This is a genomic window from Segeticoccus rhizosphaerae, from assembly GCF_009192725.1.
Lineage (GTDB): Bacteria > Actinomycetota > Actinomycetes > Actinomycetales > Dermatophilaceae > Segeticoccus > Segeticoccus rhizosphaerae.
Map to the genome: position 1 here is coordinate 1 of NZ_VOHR01000281.1, position 4,858 is coordinate 4,858.

A 4,858-nucleotide genomic window follows, 5' to 3' on the forward strand; every position below is an offset into this window, starting at 1 on the left:
CGGGGCGCGCCGCACGGTCGTCGCGCGGTCGTGCGCAGCGTGCACCTGTGCCAGCCGGTCGACGGGGTGGTGGAGGCCTGCGCCGTGGTCCTGGACGGCGGCCGGGTGCGTGCGATGGCGCTACGGATGTCCGGCGTGGACCATCGGTGGCTGGTGACAGCCCTCCAACTGGGCTGACGACGGCGAGCCACAGGCGCGAAGGGACCAGCACCCCATCCCGACCACTCGTGAGGAATCATCGTGAGGTTTTGCGCCCTCTGAGAGGGCCGAAACCTCACGAAGATCCCACCGAGAAGTGGGGGTCAGCGGCGCTTGGCCTTCTTCTTGCCCTTCTTGGCGCTCGCGCGCCGCTCCGCGCGAGAGGGCTGCCCGGCGGTCGCGGTGGCCGTGGCCATGCCGTCCGAGCGGACGCTCCGCTCCTCCACCGAGCCGTCCTCCGACGGTGCGGTGTAGCGCAGCTGCGCGGCCGGCTGGGGCGCCTCCAGTCCCTTGACGGTGACGACCGGCTGCGCCTCGGCCTCCTCGCTGTTGTCTTCCTCGCGCTCCTCGGCGGCCTTGCGGGCGGCGATCTCGGCCTGCAGCCCCTCGACATCGATCTCGGCGTGGAAGACGAACGCGACCGACTCCTCCTTGATCGCGTCGTTCATCGCCTGGAACATCAGGAAGCCCTCCCGCTGGTACTCCACCAGCGGGTCGCGCTGCGCCATCGATCGCAGGCCGATGCCCTCCTTGAGGTAGTCCATCTCGTAGAGGTGCTCGCGCCACTTGCGATCCAGGACCGACAGCACCACGCGTCGCTCGACCTCGCGCATCACCTCGGAGCCGAGCTCCGCCTCGCGCTGGTCGTAGGCGGTCTGCGCGTCCGAGGTCAGCTGCTCGGTCAGGAGCTCGCCGGAGATGTTGCCCCGCGCCCCCGCCATCTGCTCGATCTCCTCGAGGTCGAGCGAGATCGGGTAGAGCGACCTCATCGCGTTCCACAGCCGTTCGAGGTCCCAGTCCTCCGCAAACCCGGAGCCGGTCTCCTCGGTGATGTAGCCGACGACCACGTCGTTGAGGAAGGTGCGCATCTCCTCCTCGAGGTCCTCGCCCTCGAGCACCCGGCGACGCTCGTCGTAGATGACCTCGCGCTGCTTGTTGAGCACATCGTCATACTTCAGGACGTTCTTGCGGATCTCGAAGTTCTGCGCCTCCACCTGGCTCTGCGCGCTCTGGATCGAGCGCGACACCATCTTGGACTCGATGGGGACCTCGTCCTCCATCTTGGCCGACTGCATGAAGCGGTCGACGATGTTGGCGTTGAACAGCCGCATCAGGTCGTCCTGCAGGGACAGGTAGAAGCGGCTCTCGCCGGGGTCCCCCTGACGTCCGGAGCGGCCGCGCAGCTGGTTGTCGATGCGGCGGGACTCGTGCCGCTCGGTGCCGAGCACGTAGAGGCCGCCGAGCTCGGTCACCTCGTCGTGCTCGGCCGCCACCGCCTTCTCCGCCTTCTCGAGCGCCTCGTCCCAGGCGCGCTCGTAGTCCTCCGGCGTCTCCTCCGGGTCGAGTCCCTGCTGCTTGAGCGCGGCGACGGCGGTGAACTCGGGGTTGCCGCCGAGCATGATGTCGGTGCCTCGACCGGCCATGTTGGTGGCGACGGTGACCGCGCCCTTGCGGCCGGCCTGGGCGACGATCGCGGCCTCGCGCTCGTGGTGCTTGGCGTTGAGCACCTCGTGCGGGACGCCCTTGCGACGCAGCTGGTCGGAGAGGTACTCGCTCTTTTCGACGCTGGTCGTGCCGACGAGCACCGGCTGGCCCTTGTCGTGCCGTTCCACGAGGTCGTCGACGACGGCGCTGAACTTGGCGACCTCGGTGCGGTAGACGAGGTCGGCCTGGTCCGCGCGGATCATCGGCATGTTGGTGGGGATGGTGACGACGCCCAGCTTGTAGATCTGGTTCAGCTCGGCGGCCTCGGTCTGGGCCGTGCCGGTCATGCCGGAGAGCTTGTCGTACATGCGGAAGTAGTTCTGCAGGGTGACCGTGGCGAACGTCTGGTTCTCGTTCTGGATCTCGACGCCTTCCTTGGCCTCGATCGCCTGGTGCAGGCCCTCGTTGTAGCGCCGCCCGGCCAGCATGCGGCCGGTGTGCTCATCGACGATGAGGATCTCGCCGTTCAGGTTGACGTAGTCCTTGTCGCGCTTGAACAGTTCCTTGGCGCGAATCGCGTTGTTGAGGAAGCCGATCAGCGGCGTGTTGACGCTCTCGTAGAGGTTGTCGATGCCGAGCAGGTCCTCGACCTTGTCGATGCCGGACTCGAGGACGCCGACCGTCTTCTTCTTCTCGTCGACCTCGTAGTCGCCCTGGCCGTCCTCACCCCGCTCGAGCTTGGTCACGATGCGGGCGAACTCGACATACCACTTGTTCGTCTCCTGGTCGGCAGGGCCGCTGATGATCAGTGGCGTGCGCGCCTCATCGATGAGGATGGAGTCGACCTCGTCCACGATGGCGAAGTTGTGGCCGTGCTGCACGAGCTCCTCGGTCGACCACGCCATGTTGTCGCGCAGGTAGTCGAAGCCGAACTCGTTGTTGGTGCCGTAGGTGATGTCCTTGCGGTACTGCACGCGCCGCTCGGCCGGCGTCATGGACGACAGGATCACGCCGGTCTCGAGTCCGAGGGCGCGGTGGACGCGACCCATCAGCTCGGACTGGTACTCGGCGAGGTAGTCGTTGACCGTGACGATGTGCACGCCCTTGCCCTCGAGGGCATTGAGGTATGACGGGAGGGTCGCCACGAGCGTCTTGCCCTCACCGGTCTTCATCTCGGCCACGTTGCCGAGATGCAGGGCCGCGCCGCCCATGATCTGCACGTCGAAGTGCCGCTTGCCGATGGTCCGCTTGCTCGCCTCGCGCACCGCGGCGAACGCCTCGGGCAGGATCTTGTCGAGGGTGTCGCCGTCGGCGAGCCGCTTGCGGAAGGTGTCGGTCTCCTCGCGCAGCTCGGCGTCGGTCAGCTTCTCGAAGTCCTCCTCGAGGATGTTGACCTGCTTGGCGATGCCCTGGAGCTTCTTGAGCACACGGCCTTCGCCGGCTCGCAGCATCTTCTCAACGATCTTGGGCACGCAAAGCTCCTGGTTGCACTACTGACAGTCGGGCCGGACCCGCCTAGGTTAGTCGCAATCTGGCCATGAGTGATCAACGGCAGGTCACGATGCTGGGTTCCCGGGAGCCACGAGATCCTGGAAGTCCGGGTGGCGGTCGATCCACGCCTTGACGAACGGGCACAGGGGCACCACCTGCAGGCCTTCGCCCTCACGCACCCGTGTGAGTGCGGTGCGCACGAGGGCGGAGCCGACGCCCTCTCCCTCGAAGGCGTCGTCGACCTCCGTGTGGGTGAAGACGATGCGACCGTCCCGCACGCGGTATTCCGAGAACCCGGCCAGCTCCCCGTCCACCCGTGCCTCGAAGCGTCCTGTCTGCGGGTCGTCGGTCACGTCGATGTCTGCCATGCCGCCATGCTGCCACGGTTGGGTCCGGGGCCCCACTCATGTCCTGCACGGCGGCGGCCAGGGCGACCGCGGCGCAGGACATCGGCGGGGCGGCCCCGTGCGGACCAAACCGCGTTGCCTGTGGGACCGCGGATCGGCGAGGCTGTCGACATGCCCGGCGCCCTCTCCCCTGCCTACCCCGACGTCGTCCCTGTGCTGTCGGACGGGATCGTGACGCTGCGCGCCCACCGGCAGTCGGACGTGGCCGACATCGTGCAGCAGTGCAACGACCCGGAGATGGTGCGCTTCACCACGGTGCCGCAGCCGTATGGCGTGCAGGAGGCCCAGGTGTTCATCGGCACCATCGTGCCTGGAGGCTGGGCGGACGAGCACGGCACGCGGGCCTGGGCGATCGAGGCCAAGGATCCGAACGGCATACCCCGATTTGCCGGGTCGGTCGACTACCGGCCCACCCCCGAGGGCGTCGCCGAGGTGGGCTTCGGCCTGCACCCGTGGGCGCGAGGCCGCGGTGTGATGACACGGGCGGTGCGGCTCGCCCTGGCCCATGCATTTGAGCACGGCATCGAAACGGTGCACTGGCGCGCCGTCGTCGGCAACTGGGGCTCGCGGCGGGTGGCGTGGTCGTGCGGGTTCACGGTGGAGGGCACGGTGCGCGGCCTGCTGGCGCAGCGCGGGGAGCGGCGCGACGGGTGGATCGGCACGCTGGCCAAGGGCACGCCGATGCAGCCGGCCAAGCAGTGGCTCGACACCCCCACGCTGGAGGGTGAGCGCGTCCGGCTGCGTCCCTGGCGGGAGGACGACCGTCCGCGACCGGACCAGGCGCCCGACGAGCTCAGCCAGACCTTCATGGCCGGCTTCGTGCCGACGACCGAGACGTTCGACGCCTGGCTGGTGGAGCAGCGGGCGCGTCCCGCCGAGGGCGACAGCGTGGTGTGGTGCATCGCGGACGCCGCCTCCGATGAGGCGCTGGGCAGCATCAACGTGTTCCGCCTCGGCTTCGACCTCATGGCTGGGTCCGGCATGGTCGCCTACTGGCTGCACCCGCAGGGGCGTGGTCGCGGCGCGCTGTCCGAGGCGCTGGACCTGGTCGTCGGGCACGCGTTCACGCCCAAGGACGAGGGAGGGCTGGGGCTGCACCGGCTGGAGGCGGGGACGGACATCGGCAACCGAGGGTCGCAGCGGGCGCTACGCCGGGCCGGCTTCGTGCAGGTGGGGCACGAGCACGAGGTCATGGCCCACCCTGAGGGCCCCACGGACGGCCTGCATTTCGAGCTGCTGCGCTCCTCCGACCGCGAGGCGGCGCGCGTGGCCCCGACGGTGCCGGCCGTGCTGGAGACCGAGCGACTGCGGCTGCGCGAGTGGCGGGAATCCGACCG

Annotated in this window: 4 protein-coding genes; 2 read left to right on the plus strand and 2 right to left on the minus strand. The window is 68.8% G+C overall.

Features of this window, described 5'->3' with window-relative positions; genetic code table 11:
* The coding region (locus FRW57_RS24535) for an Rv3235 family protein (RefSeq protein ID WP_338055377.1) at positions 1 to 177 on the plus strand (177 nt) is incomplete at its 5' end.
* Positions 178 to 302: 125 nt separating this feature from the next.
* On the opposite strand, the gene secA is transcribed toward FRW57_RS24535, so the two are convergent.
* On the minus strand, positions 303 to 3,095 hold the full coding sequence (gene secA / locus FRW57_RS17205) for a preprotein translocase subunit SecA (RefSeq protein WP_152186568.1): 2,793 nt from the start codon (positions 3,093 to 3,095) through the stop codon (positions 303 to 305).
* Positions 3,096 to 3,179: 84 nt separating this feature from the next.
* Positions 3,180 to 3,518: a GNAT family N-acetyltransferase gene (locus FRW57_RS17210; protein ID WP_274381649.1), complete on the minus strand. Its 339-nt coding sequence runs from the start codon at positions 3,516 to 3,518 to the stop codon at positions 3,180 to 3,182.
* A gap of 114 nt (positions 3,519 to 3,632) precedes the next feature.
* Here FRW57_RS17210 and FRW57_RS17215 point away from each other — a divergent pair.
* The coding region (locus FRW57_RS17215) for a GNAT family N-acetyltransferase (protein WP_162529403.1) at positions 3,633 to 4,858 on the plus strand (1,226 nt) is incomplete at its 3' end.